Below are 18,187 nucleotides of genomic sequence, written 5' to 3' on the forward strand. Positions count from 1 at the left end.
TCGCCCTCCCCCGGTCAAGGGAGGGCACGGGGAACGGCGCGGCACGTCGGCCTCCCGATCTTGCCACCGGTTCACTTGTCCTCCTCTTGGCGTGAGATGGGCTGAATCCCCCGCCCGGATCAGGCGGGGGAGGACGTCAAACGGTGGCGGGTTCCTTCAGCCCCTCCACCTGCTCCACGGGGCGCGGCTTGCCCGGCATCCATCTGGCCACGACCACGACGCCGAACAGTGCGATCGCGGCCGACACCAGGGCCGTGACGTGCATGCCGTTCACGAAGGCGGTGAACGCGGGCTGGATCAGCGCCTCGCCCCGCCCGCCGAGCCCCTCGGCGACGCCCAGCGTGGCCATGATGGACTCACCGGCGGAGTGCCGCACGTCTGCGGGCAGCACGGCCAGGGCGGGCGCCATCTCGCCGCGGTAGCTGGACGACAGCACCGAGCCGAGCACGGCCACGCCGAGCGCTCCGGCGACCTGGCGGACGGTGTTGCTCATGGCCGAGCCGACACCGGCCTTCTCCCTGGGGAGCGCCTCCATGATGGCGGTGGTGGCGGGCGGCATGATGTTGGCCATCGCGGCGCCCTGGACGAAGAAGATGACCTCGATGAGCAGGATCGGCGTGTGCTGGTCCATGAGCGCGTAGCTGGCCAGCGCCACGGTCACCACGCTCATGCTGACCGTGGCCGACAGCTTGGCCCCGAACCGCTCGTTCACCCGCTGGCTGAGCGGCGCGAAGATGAGCTGCGCGGCGGCGAAGGGGATCATCAGCGCGCCTGCCTGCAGCGCACTGAAGCCCATCACGGCCTGCAGGTAGAAGGTCAGGAAGAACATCCCGCCCATCATCGCGAAGAACACGATGCCCATCATGCCGATGGCCGAGCTGAACTTGACGTTGGAGAAGTTGCGCACGTCGAAGACCGGGTGGTCGATGCGCCGCTCCCACCACACGAACGCGCCCAGCACCGCAACACCGATCAGCGTGGGCACGATCACTTCGGCGCTGGCAACGGTGCCCAGGTAGCCGCCGCGGATGATGCCGAACACGAGGGCCACGAGGCCGATGATCGACAGCACCACGCCCACCGGGTCCAGCCTGGACGGCTTCGGGTCCTTGGACTCGGGCACGATACCGGCGATGAGGAACAATCCGATGATCACGATCGGCACGTTGATCAGGAAGACCGAGCCCCACCAGAAGTTCTCGATCAGCAGGCCGCCGGTGATCGGGCCGATCGCCACCGCGAGCCCCACACCGCTGGCCCAGATGCCGATCGCCCTGCCGCGCTCGCTGGGCGGGAAGACATTGGAGATGATGGCCAGGGTCGCCGGCATGATCGCCGCACCACCGATGCCCATCGCCGCCCTGGCCAGGATCAACTGCATCGGATCCTGGGCGTAGGCGCTGGCCAGCGAGGCCAGGCCGAACAGCGCCATGCCGATGAACAACATCCGCTTGCGGCCTGTCCGGTCACCGATCACACCGAACGTGAACAACAACCCGGCGAACACCAGCGTGTAGGAGTTGATCGCCCATTCCAGCTCACTCTGCGTCGCCCCCAGCCCTTCAACCGGGTCGGCGATCGTCTTCATCGCCACGTTGAGGATCGTGTTGTCGAGCACGACCGCCAGCAAGCTGAAGACCAGCACGCCGAGGATCGCCCATCGGCGTGGATGTCCTGCGTTTGCATCCATGGGAGGCATCCTTAATTTCGATACGTCTGAGTTTCGCAACGACACCGTATCGCAAGCTATTCCGATACGCAACGGTCCCGTTTCGTAAACTCCATGTGAACTCCGGGCGTGCCTCCGTTCCGCCCGCAGCCTGTGCGGCACCGACGCCCCTGCAACCGGTGCCGCGACGAGCGTGCGTCAGCTCACCGTGGAAGGAACCGGAGCCGGTGTCTCCTGTGCGACATCCTCGACCGGTAGGGAGGAAGCCCCCTGCGGACGGCGCCGCCAGAACGGCAAAGCGACCAGCACCATGGCCACCCCCACCAGCCCCGCCACCATGAACGCCCAAGCAGGGCCGACGCCGTCGATGACGGCCCCGGCGATCGGAGCCGAAGCGGCGCCGCCGATCAGCAGAGCGGTGCCGTGGAAGCCCATCGCCTCACCTCTGGCGCGGGCGGGCACCCATCCGCTGACGGCGTCGACGGTGGACGACAGCGACGGCGCGCAGAGCAACCCGGCCGGCAGGAGGGCGACGATCAGCCAGCGCCAGTCGCCGCCTGCCAAGCCCACCGGAATGGTCAGCAGGCCCATGCCCCCGATGAGCGTCAGGGGCGTGAAGCCGCGCGACAGGCCGCCGTAGACCAGACCGCCGATCAGCGAGTAGAGGCACCAGATGCCCACGGCGAGGCCGACCCACGCGGTCTGGTGAGCCTGGGTCATGGTCGCGACCAGGGCGAGCTCGCTCGCAGTGAGCACGAACGTGGCCGCCGCCACTGTGCCGAGCAGCGCCCCGAACGCCGGCGTGAACCACTGGCGCCTGGGCAGCCTGACGCCCGACTGCTCTTCCTGGCTTTCCTTCTCGTCGGCCGACCGGGTGGGCGGGTTGAGCACGATCAGCCCCAGCCCGGCGGCGGTCATGCCGGCCCCGACGACCGCCATGGTCACGCCGCTGCCCAGCGTCGTGATGCCGGCCACCGCCAGCGCCGGCCCGGTCATGTAGGACATCTCGACCAGGATCGAGTCGAGCGCGAAGCCGGTGCGCCGCTGCGGAACGGGCACCATGGCGGCCAGGCACTGCCTGATCACGCTGAACACCGGCAGCGCCAGCAGCCCCGCCAGAGCCGCCGCGACGAGCAGGACGGGGAACGGCAGCGCCCACGCGCACGCCCAGAACGCCGCCTGCGCCACGGTGGTGACGGCGAGCACGGGACGCAGGCCGTGCTTGTCGACGAGCCTTCCCGACAACGGCGAGCCGACCGCCATGCCGATCGTGCTCGCCAGGGTGACCAGCCCCGCCTTGGCGTAGCCGAGCTCGAGCACCACGGCGACGTGCAGGGTCAGTGCCATGCCCGTGGCCGTGGCAGGAACCCGGGCCAGCAGCCCCACCAGCAGCAACGTGGGGACGCCCCGGATCCTGAGCAGGCGTCGGTAAGGGTCGAGAGCCATGTCGTTGATTACCTCCACGTTGATTGTGGCAACAGGCACCGACAGTTTCGCCACAGGTTTTCCGCCCGTGCCATCATCAGAAGGAGTCCGGGGACGCCACTGGGGCGCCTCGAGACGTTTTCCGGAGGGTTTACGCATGTCCTCTTCAACCACGCTGTACGGCGGCGTCTCCGGGCGCCGTGTCACCGTCCGCGATCTCGCCGCCGCCAAGGAGCGCGGAGAGCGGTGGCCCATGGTCACCGCCTACGACGCGATGACGGCGCGGGTGTTCGATGCGGCGGGCATCCCGGTTCTGCTGGTGGGCGACTCGGCGGCCATGGTCGTCTACGGCTACGACTCCACGCTCCCCGTCACGGTCGACGACCTGCTGCCTCTGACGGCGGCCGTCGTGCGCGGGTCGTCACGCGCGCTCGTGGTCGCGGATCTGCCGTTCGGGTCTTACCAGTCCTCGCCCCAGCAGGCACTGGAGTCGGCGGCACGCTTCATGAAGGAGGCAGGGGCGCACGCGGTCAAGCTGGAGGGCGGCCGCCGGATCCTGCCGCAGGTGGAGGCGCTGGTCGCGGCGGGCGTGCCGGTCATGGCGCATCTCGGGCTGACCCCGCAGTCGGTCAACGTCCTGGGCGGCTACCGCGTACAGGGGCGGGGGCAGTCGGGCGACGAGCTCATGGCGGACGCCAAGGATCTGGAGCGGGCCGGGGCGTTCTCGGTAGTGCTGGAATGCGTGCCGGCCGACCTGGCGGAGCGGGTGACGACGTCGCTCGCGATCCCGACGATCGGCATCGGGGCGGGGGCGGCGACGGACGCGCAGGTGCTGGTGTGGCAGGACCTGATGGGGTTGACGCCGCGCCCGGCCAAGTTCGTCAAGCGCTATGCGGACCTGACCGCCGACATGGATCGGGCCGTCCGGGCCTTCGCCGACGAAGTCGCCTCCGGCGCCTTCCCCGGCCCGGAGCACACCTACACCTGACCGTCCCCACCTCAGCGACCTGGGACCCGGCCGCACGAACACCACGCCGACGCGCGGGCGGCCGGTCCACCCGGTCGGCACGCCCTGCGGCGCCGTCGCGCCAACGGCGGACCGAGCGGGCAGCGGGCCATAGCACGCTGGCCGGCCGCCCCGAGGGCGTACATGCGCGACTGGCGGGCGGGCGCGCAGGCGGGCGGGCGCGACTGGCGGGCGGCGCGCAGGCGGGCGGGCGCGCAAGGCGGGGGCGACCGGCGGGCGCGCACGCGGGGGCGGATCCGGCCCGGCGGGGCAGGAGGACGTGGTCAGGAGTTGCCGAGGGTGGCGGGGTCGGTGTTGGAACCGCAGACAACCACGGCCACCCGCTCCCCCGCCCTCGGCGTGTACGCGCCCGACAGCAGCGCCGCGTACGCCGCCGCGCCCGCGGGCTCGGCCACCAGCCGGTGCCGCTCCCACAACGTCCGGCGGGCCGCCACGATCGCCTCGTCGCTCACCAGCACGCTCTCCACCCGCGGCCCCGAGAGGATCTCGAAGGCCAGGCCGCCGATCTGGCTCGCGCCCAGGGCGTCGGCCGCCACCCCGCCGACCTCGACCGGCACCGGCCGACCGGCCCGGAGCGCCTCGCGGAGGGTCGGGATGCGCTCGGGCTCGACCGCGACGATCCGCGGACCCGCCGCGCCCGCCGCGCCCGCCGCGCCGGCTTCGCCGGCCGAACGCGCGGACGTCCCCACAGTGATCCCCCCGGCGAAGCCGCCGCCTCCGACGGCCACCACCACGGTGTCCACGCCCCCGGTCTGCTCCATGATCTCCAGCCCGGTGGTCCCCTGCCCGGCCACCACCTCCGGCTGATCGTAGGCGTGCACGCTCAGCGCACCGGTCTCGGCGGCCCTCTTGGCCGCGGCCTCCGCGGCGTCCGAGTAGATGGCCCCGGTCTGCGTGATATCCGCCCCCAGCGCCGCCAGCCCGGCCACCTTCACCGGGCTGGTCACCTCGGGCACGAAGATCTCGGCCCGCACCTCCAGCGCCTTCGCGGCGTACGCCACCGCCAGCCCATGGTTCCCCCCGCTGGCCGCGATCACCCCGCTGTCCGGCAGGGCACCCGCCGACAACATCCGGTTGAAGGCCCCCCGCACCTTGAACGACCCTGAGTGTTGCAGCAGCTCCAGCTTGAGGAACAGCCCGGGCGAGACCTCGACCATGGGCGTGCGCAGCACGAGCCCGGAGATCCGCCCGGCGGCGGCCAGCACATCCTCATACGCGACGGCAGTCATGGAATCACACCCTAAGACGGAGGAACGCTACGACAGCGCCTGGGAGACGTCGGCCCAAAGGTCCTCGGGATGTTCGATGCCCACCGCGATCCGCACCGTGCCCTCGCCGATCCCGCTCCTGGCCAGCTCGTCCGGGCTCAGCGCGCGGTGCGAGGTGGTGGCCGGGTGCAGGATGAGCGTCTCGACGCCGCCGAGCGAGGGGGCGAGCAGCGCGAGGCGTACCGAGCTCATGAACTTCTCCCCCGCCGCCCGCCCGCCGGCCAGGTCGAACGAGAACACCCCGCCGAAGCCGGGCAGCAGCTTGCCGGCCAGCTCGTACGACGGATGCGACGCCAGCCCCGGCCAGTGCACCGCCTGGACGGCGGGGTGCTCGGCCAGCCTGGTGGCCAGGAACTCGGCGTTGGAGCAGTGGCGTTCCATGCGCAGCGCGAGCGTCTGCAGCCCGCGCAGCGTCAGCCAGGCCGCGAACGGGTCGGCCGAGGCGCCCAGCTCGATCGCGAAGTGCCAGATCCGCTCGTAGAGCGCGGTGTCGGCGAAGACCGCGAGGCCGCCGACCACGTCGGTGTGCCCGGACAGATATTTGGTGGTCGAGTGGATGACGATGTCCGCCCCATGCTCGAAGGGCCGGCACAACATCGCCGTGGCGAACGTGTTGTCCACCACGGACGGGATCCCCAGTTCGCGCGCCACCCCGCACATCCCAGGCAGATCGGCCACCAGCGTCATCGGGTTGCTGATCGTCTCCAGGTAGACGAGCCTGGTCTCGGGCCGCACGGCCGCACGCAGGGCGGCGGGATCGTTCTCGGGCACGTACGTGACCGTGATTCCGAACCTGCCCACCAGCTCGTTGAGCATCGCGGCCGTCCCCCCGTACAGCGACCGCTGGGCGATCAGGTGGTCGCCGGGCTGGAGCAGGCCGAGCAGGACGGTGTTGATCGCGCCCATGCCGGAGCCCGCGGCGATGGCGGCCGCGCCGCCCTCGAGCCCGGCGACGGCCAGCTCCAGCGAGCGCACGGTCGGGTTGGTGTAGCGCCCGTACACGAACGCCCCGTCGGGACGCCCCATAGCGTCGGCCATCACGGCGGGGTCGTCGAAGACGAACCCCGAGGTCTGGTAGATCGGCATGGTGATCGGGCGGCTGCCCTCGACGGTCGGCTGAGGGACGTGGACGGCCCTGGTCTCGGGGCGGAAATCGGTCATGTGGCCATGATTTCCCGTGCGGGGATTCAACGTGAGAGCCAATCGGGCAGAATTGGTTCATGAATGGGGCCAATCTGGATGACCTCGTCGATCTGCTGGGGCGGTGGGCGTCGGGACGCGGCCCGCTCTACCTGCTGCTGGCGGTCCGGCTGCGGGCGCTGATCGACGACGGCGTGCTCCCACCGGGCGACGCGCTGCCGCCCGACCGGGTGCTGGCCAAGCGGCTCGCGGTGGGCCGGGGCACCGTGGTGGCGGCGTACGACCTGCTGCAGCAGGAAGGCCGCGTGGTGCGCCGGCAGGGCAGCGGCACCCGGGTGGCCCCGCTCGACCTGCCCGCGACGAGGGCGGCCGACGGCGTGGTCGCCAATCCGCTGCTGCAGCACATCCTGCATCCGCCGGACGGGGTGATCCTGCTGACGTGCGCCGCTCCCCATGATCCGCCGCAGGCGATGTTCGAGGCGTACGAGGAGGCGGGGGCGCGGCTGGCCGGCGTGCGCGACCTGGGCTACCAGCCGGCGGGCAACGCCGAACTGCGCGCCGCGCTGGCGGACTACTACTGCGCTCGCGGCGTGCCGACGACGCCGGAGGAGATCATCACGACGACGGGCGCTCAGCAGGCGCTCACGCTGCTCACCGCGCTGCTGGCGGCGCCGGGCGACACCGTGCTGACCGAGTCGCCGACGTACCCGGGCTCGCTGGAGGTGTTCAGGCACGCCGCCGCGGTGGTCAAGCCCGTGACGCCGGAGCAGCTGCGCGACGCCCTGCGCGAACGTCCCGCGTTCACCTACTTCGTCCCCACCGCGCGCAACCCGGACGGCGCCGTCATGGCCAACCACGACCGCAGGCGGCTGGTGGCTCTGACCGGCGAGCACGACGTGCCGCTAATCGACGACGAGGTCTGCGCCGAGCTGTGCTTCTCCGGCGAGACACCGCCCCCGCTGGCCGCGTTCGGACCCAGAGCCGGCCAGGGCGAGCACGTCATCACGATCGGCTCGCTGAGCAAGCTCGTCTGGGGCGGGCTGCGCGTGGGCTGGATCCGCGCGGCAGCGCCGCTCATCTCCCGGCTGGCCCGGCTGCGGGCCGTGCACGACCTCGGCGGCGAGGTCTTCAGCCAGCTCGCCGCCGCGGCGCTGCTGCGCCGCCTGGAGGAGGTGCGCGCGGTCCGCGTGCGCGGGCTCCGCGAGCGCCACGACCACCTGTGCGCCGAGTTGCGCGGGAGCCTGCCGTCGTGGTCGTTCGAGCCCGCCCACGGCGGCCAGACGATCTGGGTACGGATCCCGCGCGGCGACGCCGACGCCTTCTCCCAGGTGGCTCTGCGGCATGGTGTGGCGGTGCCGCCGGGCAGATCGTTCGACCCGCTGGGCGGACACGCCGACCACATGCGGCTGCACTTCCTGTTCCCGGCCGACGAGCTTTCGCGAGCGGTGAACAACCTGGCCGCGGCCTGGGCGGTCTTCGACGGAGCGGGGCGCACGGCCTCCCGCCACACCCTCATCGTCTGAAAGTGTGGGACGTGTGGAGACGACTCTTATCGAGAAGACCTTCGTCCTGGTGCACAGCCCCTCCGTCGGACCGTCGACTTGGGCTCCCGTGGCCGAGTCGCTGCAGCGCCGCGGACACGCCGCCGTGGTGCCCGAAGTGACCGGCATCTCCGTCGGCGGGCCGCCTTACTGGCCGCGGGTGGTGGCGGCGGTCAGGGACGCCACGCCGGACACGCCTGTGGTGCTGGTGGGGCACAGCAACGCGGGGTTCTTCCTGCCGCTGATCAAGGAAGGGCTGGGCGATCGCGTGGTGGCGTGCGTGTTCGCCGACGCGCACATCCCGCCCCGCGCCGGGCTGATCAAGGTCGCGGACGACGGTTTCCTGCCGTTCCTGCACGATCTGGCCGGGCCCGACGGGGTGCTGCCGCGCTGGACCGACTGGTGGGACGAGGAGGACGTGGTGGCCATGCTGCCCGATCCCGCCGTACGCGTGCGGGTCGCGGGAGAGCAGCCGCGGCTGCCACTCGACTACTACACACAGTCCATCCCCGTGCCCGCCGGGTGGGACGAGGTCAGGTGCTCGTGCCTGTGGTTCGGGCCTCCGTACGACAAGGTCGCCGAGGAGGCGCACCGGCGGGGCTGGCCCGTGACCCGCGTCCCCGGCAACCACCTGCACCAGATCGTCGACCCCGAAGGGGTCACGGACGCGCTGCTGAAGCTGTCGCGCACGTCGTGAATGCGGGCTGACCGGCCGGGCGGGGCACGACGATCCGCAACAAGATCGACGACATCCGCTGGCTGTGATCTTCAGATGTCGGTGATGCGCAGCCCCGCGTGCGCCTTGTAGCGGCGGTTGACGGAGATGATGTTGGCGGTGAGCGCCTCGATCTGGTGGGCGTTGCGCAGCCGGCCGCCGTAGACGCCGCGCACGCCCGGAATGACGTCCGCCAGCGCCTGCACCGTGTCGGTCGCCTCCCGGTCGTCGCCCAGCACCAGGACGTCCAGGTCCACCTTGTCCACCGCCGGATCCATCAGCACGACGGCCGACACGTGGTGGAAGGCCGCCACCACCCGGCTGTCCGGCAGCACCGCCGCGGCCTGCTGGGCGGCGCTGCCCTCCTCGACGGGCAGCGCGTACGCGCCCTGCTTGTCGAACCCGAGCGGGTTCACGCAGTCCACCACGATCTTCCCTGCCAGCTCGGCGCGCAGGGACTCCAGCAACGCCTTGTGGCCCTCGTACGGCACCGCCACGATCACGATGTCGGCCTGGGCGGCCACGGCGGCGTTCTCACCACCCGTGACGCCCGACCCGATGGAGTCGGCCGCGTCCTGGGCGCGTTGCGCGCTGCGCGACCCGATCAGCACCTGATGGCCCGCCAGCGCGAACCGCCGCGCCAGCCCCTTCCCCTGGTCGCCGGTGCCGCCGAGGATGCCGATGGAAAGCCCGTTCACGTCAGTCATATGCCGCATCATGCCAGCACCCCGCTCCCACTCCACCGCCGCCCACACCCTCCGCCCGCGGCCCACCCCATTTCGCGGCACGGCTCGGCACAACGCGCCCGACCCTGCACACGGTGCGACACGGCACGGCGCGGCCAAGCATGGGATGGCCGGGCCTGTGCGGCCTGGGCCGTGAGGTGCCGGCCGGGGGCAGTGGAGGAGCGGCGCCTCGGCGCCCCTCGCGCCGACAGCCGGACCCGGGTTGCCCGGGCCCGGCTGTCGGATCGCAGGCCTCTAACAGTTGCCGAACGCCGGCAGCCCGAGTATCCGCAGCGTCAGCCACTCGATGGCGAGCGGCCCACCCTCAACGGCCCCCGTGACATGGTCGGGCGCGGGCAGCGCCGCCCACCGTACGTTCACCCCCGCCCGGCAGTACTCCGAGCGCAGAGTGGACCCCACCGCGAGCGGAATGATCTCGTCACCCCTGGCGTGGTACAGGAACATCGGCACCCGTGGCGTCACCGCCCCGAGCCGGTTCTCGGCCAGCCGCGCCAGCCACTTGGGCTGGTTGAGCAGGTCGATCGGGCTCAGGTCGGAGAAGCGGAGCCCGGCGAGCCTGTCGAGGTCTCCCACGCAGTCGTCGGCGGCGTCGGCGAGCAGCGCCCGTCCCCGGTCGTTGAGATCGGCCTCGAGGTCGAGCTCGGGGTAGGCGGCGTCGAGCCCGACCCCGGCGGCCGCGGCCAGCCCGAAGTTCTCGCCGCCGTCCAGGTGACTCGCCACGGCGCGCAGGTCGGCGGGCACGCCGCCCGCTGCCACGCCCCTGAGCCTGAGGTCAGGCGCGTAGGCGGGCTGCAGCTGAGCGGCCCACCCGGCCGACGCGCCGCCCTGGGAGTAGCCCATGACGGCGACCGGCGCCCGGGTCGACAGCCCGGCCGCCGGCACCCGCATGGCGGCCCTGACCGCGTCGAGCACGGCGTGGCCCTGCGAGATCCCCGCCATGTAGGTGTGCTGCCCCGGCGTCCCGAGGCCTTCGTAGTCGGTCACGACCACGGCGAACCCTTTGAGCAGGAACAGGCTGACCAGCGCCAGCTCGGCCTCCCTGCCCTCGCTCATGCTGACGGACGGGGCGCACTGGTCGCCGAGGCCGTGAGTGCCGGTGGCGTACCCGATGATCGGGCGCGCGCCCAGCGGATAAGCGCTCTTGGGCACGAGCAGTGTGCCGGAGACCGCGTTGAGCGCGCCGATGGCGGAGGTGGAGTGGTAGAGGATGTGCCAGGCGTTGACCGGCACCTCCAGCAGCTTCCCCGGTAGGAGGTAGACAGTGGTGGGCTGTGCGGAGACCACGTCTCCCGCCGTCGCGGCGCGCGCGGGGGCCGTGGTGAGGGACATGATCGATAACAGGATCACGGACACGCTGACGCGGACACGTAAGTTCATGTGCCGCCCCTCTCCCTGAGGATCACTCGACTTGGGACGGCGACGCCGCGAGCCGATCGTTACCCGAGGGTAACTCCATGTCAAGGCCCGAAATGACGGAGAAACACAGCTTGTGTCAATACATCACTCGCGAAACAGCTCCCCCGAACGGACTCGTCAGGCACCATGGAACCCATGGACTCAGGATCGGTAGCCCTTCTGCGCGAACTCCTGGCCCAGACCGGCTGGCTCGAACGCGCCCGCGAGCTCGGCCACGCCCTGCGCGCCACCCGCTCCCCCGGCGGCCTGCTGCTGGTGGGCACGCCTGACGACGAGCCATGGCACCTGACCGCGCACCTCGGCGACGAGGCCCGGTTCTCCGGTCTGCCGCAGCTGACGCCCACCCTGGTGCGCTGGGCGCCGCCCCTCGACGCGCCCGCCCACCTGCGCGTCGGCCTCAACCGGCTGGAGCAGGCGGCGCGGGGCGAGACGTTGTTCGTGCTGTCGGAGCAGCAGGCGCCGGTGCCGCTGCTCGAGCGGGTGAACGACGCCCGCCACACGGGCGCGACCATCCTGGCGATCGAGGGCGGCGACACGGAGCTGGCCGGTCTGGCGCACGATGCGATCGCGGTGCCGCGGGACGGGCTGGTGACGTTCGACGGCGCGCAGCATCTGGTGAGCGCGGCGGCCGGGGAGGTGGAGCAGCGGCTCGGCCTGCGCGCCCGCCTGGCCCGCCTCCTGGAGAAGGTCAGCGGCCCCCAGCTGGCCGACTGAGCCGCAGCCCCGCTACGCGGCCAAGCGCCGACCATCCCCGTCCCCGACCGCACCCGCCAGGCACAGCCCGGCCACACAGCCCGGCCGAGCACATTCCGGCCAGACACAGTCCCAGCCCAGGCAAAGTCCCGGCCGAGCGGGTCCAGGAGCCGAGCGGGTCCAGGAGCCGAGCGGGTCCAGGAGCCGAGCGGGTCCAGGAGCCGAGCGGATCCAGGAGCCAGCGGCTCGGGCGGCTACGAGTCGAGCGGTTCGGGGGTGCGCAGACGGCCGCTGAGAGGCGTCGCCAGGGCCGCCGTGGCCTCCTCGATCGCGCCGATCACCACGGCCTGCACCGGATCCGGCTCCCCCGACCTCGTACGGCTGACCCGGGTAACAGCGTCAAGCCGCCGCGCCCCCACATCCCGCAACCCGCTCACCCGCACCTCGCCTTCGGGCACGTCCAGGAGGGCCAGGGCGGGCACGATCGCCACCCCGTGCCCGGCCGCCACCAGCGCCAGCGTCGGCCCGAACTCCGTGATGACGTGCACCCTGCGCGGCTCGAACCCGTGCAGCCCCGCCAGCCGCTCCAGCGCCTGCCCGGTCGCCTGGCTCGGCTCCCCGGCCACCCACGGCACCTCCGTCAGGTCGGCGAAGGCACGCGGCGGGTCCGGCCAGTCGGGCGGCAGCACGATGCGGTACTCGTCCACGTAGAGCAGGCGCGTGCTCAGCGACGGCTGCGACAGCGCGGGCAGTCCCATGTCCTGCTCGGTGATGAGCACGTCCACCGCGCCCATCCGCAGCTCCTGCAGAGCCGGCTGGCCGTAGATCTCGTGGATGATCGGCGTGATCTTGGGATGCCGTACGGCGAGCTCCCGCATGGCCGGCACCAGCACGTGCGTGATCACCGTAGGGAACGCGGCGATGCGCACGGGCCCGGCCAGCCGTTCGGTGAACCGGGTGAGCTCCCGCCTGGCCTCCAGCAACTCCTCCTCCACCCGTTCGGCGTACCCGGCCAGCACCCGCCCGGCCGGGGTGAGAGAGACGCTGCGCTGGGAGCGGTCGATGAGCGCCAGCCCGACCTCGCGCTCGAGCTGGGCGAGCTGCTGGGACACCGCGGAGGGCGTCAGGTGGAGCGCCTCGGCGGCCCGCATCACGCCACCGCGGCGGGCGACCTCATGCAGGACGCGCAGCCGCCGAGGATCAATGTCCATGAAGGTTAGCTTACGACCACCTTTAGGTTTCTTTATTTGTGCTTCAGCGCCAAATTTCCGGACAATGGCGCTCATGGATTTGCTCCTCGCCGCCGTCGGGTGGGCGGGCGCCGCCGCGCTCCTGCTCGGCTACGCCCTGGTTTCGTCGTCCCGCCTTTCTGGGGACGGGGTGGCATACCAGCTGCTCAACCTGTTCGGCTCGGTCGGCCTCATGGTCAACAGCGCCTACAGCGCCGCGTGGCCCTCGGCCGGGCTCAACCTGGTGTGGGCCGCGATCGGCGGGGTGGCCCTGATCAAACTCGCACGCGTAGGAGTGGCCAAATGATCGTCGAGCTCAGCCATCGCATCGTCGACGGCATGGTGACCTATCCCGGTATCCCCGGCCCCAAGCTGGGCGTGCATCTCAGCCGGGAGGACTCCCGCGAGGTGTACGCGCCGGGCACGGAGTTCCACATCGGCATGATCACCTTGGCCGCCAACACCGGCACCTACCTGGACACGCCCTACCACCGCTACGCCGACGGCCCCGACCTGTCACAGGTGCCGCTGACCAAGCTCGCCGATCTCCCGGGACTCGTCGTGCGCGCGCAGGGACCGCGGGAGGTGGTCCTGGACCAGGGCCTGGACGTACGTGGCAAGGCCGTGCTGATCCACACCGGCTGGGACCGCCACTTCGGCACCGACGCCTACACCCACGGCCACCCCTACCTGGCGCCGGGGTCGGCCAAGTGGCTGGCGGAGCAGGGCGCGGCGCTGGTCGGCATCGACTCGCTCAACATCGACGACACCCCGCCGCACGGCGAGCGCCCCGCCCACACGATCTTGCTGGAGGCGGGGATCCCGCTGGTGGAGCACCTGACGGGCCTGGCGGAGCTGCCGGGCGAGGGCTTCCGCTTCCATGCCGCGCCACCGATGATCGCCGGCATGGGGACCTTCCCCGTCCGGGCCTACGCCATCGTCACCTAATCGTCGTCCTCGTCGGCCTCGTCCCATGCCTTGTTGCGCTCGGCGGCGCGTTGCAGTGCCCCGGCCGCCTCCTGCTCGGAGGAGTAGGGACCCATCCGGTCCTTGTTGGGGCAGCCCTGCTCGGGCTCGACCCGCATGTGCTTGAGACAGAACCACCACTGGCCTTCGCTCACGAGGTCAATTCTGCCCCGTAGACTCCTAGTTCATGACGACACTGCTCCAGCCAGGGCGAGTTTCGCCCTTGCGAAAGGTCCCCGCCCACATCGAGCGGCCGGAGTACGTCGGCAAGAAGCGCCCCAAGATCGGCGAGTCCGACGTGAAGACCCCCGAGATCATCGAGCGGATGCGGGTGGCGGGCAGGATCGCCGCCCAAGCGCTCGAGGAGGTGGGCAAGCACGTCCAGCCGGGCGTCACCACCGACGAGCTCGACAGGATCGGCCACGAGTTCCTCCTGGACCACGGCGCCTATCCCAGCACGCTGGGCTACAAGGGCTACCCCAAGTCCCTGTGCACCTCGATCAACGAGGTGATCTGCCACGGCATCCCCGACGACACCGTGCTGCGCGACGGTGACATCGTCAACGTCGACATCACCGCCTACATCGGCGGCGTGCACGGCGACACGGACGCGACGTTCCTGGTGGGCGAGGTGGATGAGGAGTCGCGGCTGCTGGTCGAGCGCACCCGCGAGGCGACGATGCGCGCCATCAAGGCGGTCGCCCCCGGCCGCCAGCTCAACGTGGTGGGGCGGGTCATCGAGGCGTACGCCAAGCGCTTCGGCTACGGCGTCGTCCGCGACTTCACCGGCCACGGCATCGGCACGAGCTTCCACTCCGGCCTGATGGTCCCCCACTACGACGACCCGACGCTGCGGGTGGAACTGGTGCCCGGCATGACGTTCACGATCGAGCCGATGCTCACGCTGGGCACGATCGAGTACGACATCTGGCCGGACCAGTGGACCGCGGTGACGAAGGACCGCAAGCGCACGGCTCAGTTCGAGCACACGATCGTGGTCACGGAATCGGGCAGCGAAATCCTCACCCTCCCGTAATCCACCACCGCCGCCCGCAGGTCCGGCCGGTTGCCGACGCGCCGCAGACCCGCAGGCGGCGGCAGCGCGGGACAGACCTCCGTGACTGCAACGCTCCAATCCGGCACGCTCAGTGACGCTGTGTGGGCACCACCCCGGTGATCGTGGTGCCTTCGCCGTGCACACTGTTGACCGACAAGCTGCCCCCGACCTCGGCGAGCGCCGCCCGCATTCGCGCGATCCCCCGCCCCGCCCCCGTCGCCGGGAAACCCTGGCCGTTGTCGCTGACGGTCATGCGCAGCCCGCTCTTGCCGGCCGTCACGGCGATGGACACGGTCCTGGCCCTGCTGTGCTGCTCCACGTTGTCCAGGGCCTCACGCAGGGTGGCCATGACGCTGCTGGAGACGCGGGCTGGAACGTCGGTGGCCGGCAACGCCCAGGTCTCAACGGCGATCCCGGTGCGTCCCGACCATTCGGCGAGGTAGCTCTCGAGCGCCTCGGCCAGGCTTTGCCCCCCGCGCATGCGTGTCTCTTCCGACAATGGTTCTCGCCTTCCTCGGCACCCCGGGCCGGCGCCGGTCCCCACTCCGGCGCTCTCACTGGCGGTGCGCAATCCCCCCTCAAGGCTGCGCTCGCTAGCTGACGAGGTTATGCCCGTCTCCCCTGAGAGAAAGGCTACCTGGCGGTCCAGAGACTTGTAGTGGGAAGATAGGAGGGCATGGCCGAACCGCTACTCGCCCTTGTCAGCGCGGTTGAGACGGGCGAGATAGGCGTTGTAGGAGTCGAGTTCTGGATCTCCCGCGCCGGTCCGTTCGGCCCTGCGGTCGGAGCGCCGCGCCTGCCGGGAATCGTCCTTGTACCACTGCACGGCGATGGCCAGCAGCACGATCAGCGTCGGGATCTCGCCGAACCCCCACGCGATGGCGCCGCCGTCCTGCTGGGTCTGCAGCAGGGTGTCGCCCCAGGTGCGGCCGAGCTGCTCGTACCAGCCGGAGGCGATCACCGTGCCCGTCATCATCAGCGCGATGCCGAAGAACGCGTGGAACGGCATGGTGACGAACAGCATGAGCAGTCGCCCGACGTGCGGGAGCCGGTTGGGCCCGGGGTCCACACCGATGATCACCCAGAAGAACAGGCACCCGCTGATCAGGAAGTGCAGGGTCATCCAGATGTGCCCGAGGTGCTCCGTCATGGCGGACTCGAACAGCGGCGTGAAGTAGAGCGCGTAGGTGGAGGCGATGAAGATGGACGTGGCGACGAGGGGATGCGTGACGACCTTGGTGAACCGGCTGTGCAGGATCGTCGTGATCCACTCGCGCGGCCCCCGGTCGCCCTTCCTCGCAGCGGGCTTGAGCGCGCGCAGGGCCAGCGTGACGGGCGCGCCGAGGACGAGGAAGATCGGCACGATCATGGAGAGGGTCATGTGCTCGATCATGTGGATGTCGAACATGACCTGGGCGTATCTGGCCAGGCCGCTCTGCGTGGCGAACACCAGCAGCGCGACGCCGACGAACCAGGAGACCGTGCGCCCCGGCGGCCAGCGGTCGCCGCGCCGCGCGAGCCTGCGTACGCCGATCCCGTAGAGACCGGCGAGCACGGCGGCCACCACGGCGAAGAACAGGTCGAACCACCACAGGGCGAACACGTTCGCCGCGGTGATCTCCGGCGGGAGGGGGAAGCCGAGCAGCTCGAACGCCCGGTCGGCGGGGATGCTGAACTCGGGCGGCGGCGTGCGCGACAGCGCGACGGCCAGGCCGACGGTGCCGAGCATGAGCAGCGTCTCGCCGCCGGCCAGCCGGGTGAACGCCCGGGGCTTGCCGGACTCGAGCTGGGCCAGGGTGCGTCCCCTGTGCCAGTAGCCCACGTAGCCGAGCAGCACGAATGCGACGATCTTCACGACGGCGAGCACGCCGTATTCGGAGGTCCACAGGTCGGACACCGCGCCCAGCCGGGCGACCAGGCTGAACAGCCCGGACAGCCCGACCCCGACGTAGCACCACAGGGCCATCTTGGAGAACCGGGTGGCGGCCACCTCCAGTTGCGGCTGGCGCCGCAGGGCGTGCGTGGCCAGCACCACCAGCCCGCCCACCCACAGGGCCAGCGCGAGCAGGTGCAGCGACACCGCCGAAGTGGCCAGGTCGTGGTTGGGCGAGGAGGAGGTGTGCCCGGTGAGTGGCGCGGGCAGCAGCGTCACCAGGGCGAACACCAGCAGTCCCGCCGCGGCGCCCGCGGTGATCGCGCCCCGTGAGAACAGCGCGATCGCCACGCCGAACAACACGACGAGGGTGAGCGCCACGCCCTGTGTGGTCTGGGTGGCGTAGCTGCTGAGGATGGGACCGTCGAGGATCTGGGGCACGGTGCGGCCGATGGACTCGGCGGCGCCGAACACGATCGCGAGGAACGCCCCGCCGGCCCAGGCCAGCGCCGCCCAGGAGGCGGCCTTGACGTAGTGGAGCGCGGGCTTGCCCAGCACGCCCTTGTCGTTGGGCAGCAGCGCGGCGGCCATCAGCAGCAGTCCGACGGTGAGGAGTCCCGCGCCGTCCATGAGGAGCTTGGACACGGGCAGGCCCCACCTGACGACCGCGCCGGAGTCGGGCAGTCCGGGAATGATCCTGGGGAAGGCCCTGCCTCCGGCGATCATGCCGAGCACCAGCGCGACGACCGCGGCCGCCGCTCCCGCGAACGCGAGACGCGCCGCCCTGCTCATGGCTTCTTTCTCCGTGCGCTGAGGAGGAATCCGATGCCGATGCCGACGAGCCCGCCGATCACGATGATCAGCCAGACGGGGAAGCCGCCGTCCTGGGTGGCCGACGCCTGGTCGGCCTCCAGCGACGCCTGCCCCGCGGGCGCGGACGCACCGGTCGGCGCCACACTCGGCGACGCCTCCCCCGTCCCGGACGGCTCGGGGGTCGCGGACGCGTCACCGGACGGCTCAGGGCTCGGGGACGCCGTCTTCGCGCCCTTGACCGTGAACGGGATCTCCCCTTCGATCGGATGCCCGTCGGACGACACGACCCGGTAGGCGATCGTGTATTTCCCGTCCGGCAGCGGCCCCTTCACCGCCTGCGTCACGAGCTTGCCGTCCACCTGCGGGTCGCCGGCCTGCCGCGGGGTGTCCCCGGGCCCGCGCACGATGACGAACGGCATGCGCACCCTGGCGCTGAACTCGAGCTTGACCTCGTCCAGGGCCTCGACTTCTGCCCCCTTGGCCGGGGTGCTGCTTTTGAGCGCGTCATGCGCCAGCGCCGGCCCGGCCGTGCCGAGAACGAGCAGGGCGGCGAGTATCGCGACGAGTGCCGCGAGCGGGGATGTCTTCATGGCATCCTCAAGGCTACCG

Annotated in this window: 18 protein-coding genes; 7 read left to right on the top strand and 11 right to left on the bottom strand. The window is 71.2% G+C overall.

Annotation, left to right across the window (positions count from 1 at the left end; translation table 11 throughout):
* Positions 1 to 136 precede the first annotated feature (136 nt).
* Both OHA25_RS47240 and OHA25_RS47245 read right to left on the bottom strand, forming a co-directional pair.
* Entirely contained in the window at positions 137 to 1,690 is a 1,554-nt protein-coding gene (locus OHA25_RS47240; RefSeq protein WP_327583378.1) for an MFS transporter, read from the bottom strand.
* Positions 1,691 to 1,867: 177 nt separating this feature from the next.
* On the bottom strand, positions 1,868 to 3,115 hold the full coding sequence (locus tag OHA25_RS47245; protein WP_327583379.1) for an MFS transporter: 1,248 nt from the start codon (positions 3,113 to 3,115) through the stop codon (positions 1,868 to 1,870).
* Positions 3,116 to 3,251: 136 nt separating this feature from the next.
* Between OHA25_RS47245 and panB the strand changes: the two genes are divergently transcribed.
* Positions 3,252 to 4,082 (top strand): 3-methyl-2-oxobutanoate hydroxymethyltransferase, encoded by an 831-nt coding sequence (gene panB, locus OHA25_RS47250; RefSeq protein WP_327583380.1) that lies wholly within the window; start codon positions 3,252 to 3,254, stop codon positions 4,080 to 4,082.
* Between the two features lie 302 nt (positions 4,083 to 4,384).
* Here panB and OHA25_RS47255 read toward each other — a convergent pair whose 3' ends face one another.
* Entirely contained in the window at positions 4,385 to 5,350 is a 966-nt protein-coding gene (locus OHA25_RS47255; protein WP_327583381.1) for a serine/threonine dehydratase, read from the bottom strand.
* A 27-nt stretch (positions 5,351 to 5,377) separates the two neighbouring features.
* Positions 5,378 to 6,550: a trans-sulfuration enzyme family protein gene (locus OHA25_RS47260; protein WP_327583382.1), complete on the bottom strand. Its 1,173-nt coding sequence runs from the start codon at positions 6,548 to 6,550 to the stop codon at positions 5,378 to 5,380.
* Between the two features lie 59 nt (positions 6,551 to 6,609).
* Here OHA25_RS47260 and yczR point away from each other — a divergent pair, with 59 nt between their 5' ends.
* Positions 6,610 to 8,052, top strand: coding sequence for an aminotransferase-like domain-containing protein (gene yczR, locus OHA25_RS47265; protein ID WP_327583383.1), 1,443 nt, complete (start codon positions 6,610 to 6,612; stop codon positions 8,050 to 8,052).
* A 13-nt stretch (positions 8,053 to 8,065) separates the two neighbouring features.
* Positions 8,066 to 8,767: an alpha/beta hydrolase gene (locus OHA25_RS47270; protein ID WP_327583384.1), complete on the top strand. Its 702-nt coding sequence runs from the start codon at positions 8,066 to 8,068 to the stop codon at positions 8,765 to 8,767.
* Between the two features lie 71 nt (positions 8,768 to 8,838).
* Here the strand turns inward: OHA25_RS47270 and npdG are convergent, their stop codons facing one another.
* Together npdG and OHA25_RS47280 are read right to left on the bottom strand one after the other, a co-directional pair.
* The gene (gene npdG, locus OHA25_RS47275; protein WP_327583385.1) at positions 8,839 to 9,528 is read right to left on the bottom strand and encodes an NADPH-dependent F420 reductase; all 690 of its coding nucleotides are present in this window, start codon (positions 9,526 to 9,528) and stop codon (positions 8,839 to 8,841) included.
* Between the two features lie 237 nt (positions 9,529 to 9,765).
* Entirely contained in the window at positions 9,766 to 10,908 is a 1,143-nt protein-coding gene (locus tag OHA25_RS47280) for a lipase family protein (protein WP_327583386.1), read from the bottom strand.
* A 174-nt stretch (positions 10,909 to 11,082) separates the two neighbouring features.
* Here OHA25_RS47280 and OHA25_RS47285 point away from each other — a divergent pair, with 174 nt between their 5' ends.
* Entirely contained in the window at positions 11,083 to 11,661 is a 579-nt protein-coding gene (locus tag OHA25_RS47285; RefSeq protein ID WP_327583387.1) for a hypothetical protein, read from the top strand.
* Between the two features lie 233 nt (positions 11,662 to 11,894).
* Here the strand turns inward: OHA25_RS47285 and OHA25_RS47290 are convergent, their stop codons facing one another.
* The gene (locus tag OHA25_RS47290; RefSeq protein WP_327583388.1) at positions 11,895 to 12,851 is read right to left on the bottom strand and encodes a LysR family transcriptional regulator; all 957 of its coding nucleotides are present in this window, start codon (positions 12,849 to 12,851) and stop codon (positions 11,895 to 11,897) included.
* Between the two features lie 73 nt (positions 12,852 to 12,924).
* Here OHA25_RS47290 and OHA25_RS47295 point away from each other — a divergent pair, with 73 nt between their 5' ends.
* Both OHA25_RS47295 and OHA25_RS47300 read left to right on the top strand, forming a co-directional pair.
* Positions 12,925 to 13,176: a CBU_0592 family membrane protein gene (locus tag OHA25_RS47295; protein WP_327583389.1), complete on the top strand. Its 252-nt coding sequence runs from the start codon at positions 12,925 to 12,927 to the stop codon at positions 13,174 to 13,176.
* Positions 13,173 to 13,817 (top strand): cyclase family protein, encoded by a 645-nt coding sequence (locus OHA25_RS47300; protein ID WP_327583390.1) that lies wholly within the window; start codon positions 13,173 to 13,175, stop codon positions 13,815 to 13,817. The genes OHA25_RS47295 and OHA25_RS47300 overlap by 4 nt, the downstream gene beginning before the upstream one ends.
* On the opposite strand, the gene OHA25_RS47305 is transcribed toward OHA25_RS47300, so the two are convergent.
* Positions 13,814 to 13,990 carry a hypothetical protein gene (locus tag OHA25_RS47305; protein ID WP_305919737.1) on the bottom strand — a complete coding sequence of 59 codons (177 nt, stop codon included), beginning with the start codon at positions 13,988 to 13,990 and terminating at the stop codon, positions 13,814 to 13,816. The two genes, OHA25_RS47300 and OHA25_RS47305, sit on opposite strands and share 4 nt — an antisense overlap.
* A 32-nt stretch (positions 13,991 to 14,022) precedes the next feature.
* Here OHA25_RS47305 and map point away from each other — a divergent pair, with 32 nt between their 5' ends.
* On the top strand, positions 14,023 to 14,871 hold the full coding sequence (gene map, locus OHA25_RS47310; RefSeq protein ID WP_305919736.1) for a type I methionyl aminopeptidase: 849 nt from the start codon (positions 14,023 to 14,025) through the stop codon (positions 14,869 to 14,871).
* Positions 14,872 to 14,980: 109 nt separating this feature from the next.
* Here map and OHA25_RS47315 read toward each other — a convergent pair whose 3' ends face one another.
* The 3 genes from OHA25_RS47315 to OHA25_RS47325 all read right to left on the bottom strand — a co-directional run bounded on the left by OHA25_RS47315 (position 14,981) and on the right by OHA25_RS47325 (position 18,168).
* Positions 14,981 to 15,373, bottom strand: a complete 393-nt coding sequence (locus OHA25_RS47315; protein WP_327583391.1) for a sensor histidine kinase — start codon at positions 15,371 to 15,373, stop codon at positions 14,981 to 14,983.
* Positions 15,374 to 15,580: 207 nt separating this feature from the next.
* Positions 15,581 to 17,557, bottom strand: coding sequence for a cytochrome c oxidase assembly protein (locus OHA25_RS47320; RefSeq protein ID WP_327583392.1), 1,977 nt, complete (start codon positions 17,555 to 17,557; stop codon positions 15,581 to 15,583).
* Positions 17,554 to 18,168 carry a copper resistance CopC family protein gene (locus tag OHA25_RS47325; protein ID WP_327583393.1) on the bottom strand — a complete coding sequence of 205 codons (615 nt, stop codon included), beginning with the start codon at positions 18,166 to 18,168 and terminating at the stop codon, positions 17,554 to 17,556. Before OHA25_RS47325 ends, OHA25_RS47320 begins: the two co-directional genes overlap by 4 nt.
* Between the last annotated feature and the right edge of the window lie 19 nt (positions 18,169 to 18,187).

The organism is Nonomuraea sp. NBC_00507, assembly GCF_036013525.1.
Taxonomy (GTDB): domain Bacteria; phylum Actinomycetota; class Actinomycetes; order Streptosporangiales; family Streptosporangiaceae; genus Nonomuraea.